This window comes from Pseudoalteromonas sp. G5_S1_54_S4, from assembly GCF_054968565.1.
The window spans coordinates 1-210 of sequence record NZ_JBQKUL010000166.1 but is presented as its reverse complement, the minus strand read 5'-3'; the positions used below and the strand labels follow the sequence as shown (position 1 = coordinate 210).

The following is a 210-nucleotide window of genomic DNA, read 5'->3' as shown; positions in this document are numbered from 1 at the left end:
GTATCAGAGGCCACCATCACTGCCGTAACAGACCAACTGATACCAGAGCTTAAAGCATGGCAAGCGCGCAGCTTAGACACGCTTTACCCGTTTATCTGGCTTGATGCCATTCATTATAAGATTAAAGAAAATGGGCGCTACGTGAGTAAGGCTATTTATACCGTACTAGGTGTCAATATCGAGGGCCGCAAAGAGTTACTTGGTTTATAT

The 210-nt window shown here is 44.8% G+C and carries 1 protein-coding gene; it reads left to right on the top strand.

Annotated features, from left to right (window positions below; translation table 11 throughout):
- Window positions 1-210 (top strand): transposase (locus ACTRWE_RS19385; protein WP_462880554.1); only part of this gene is annotated, 210 nt, incomplete at both ends.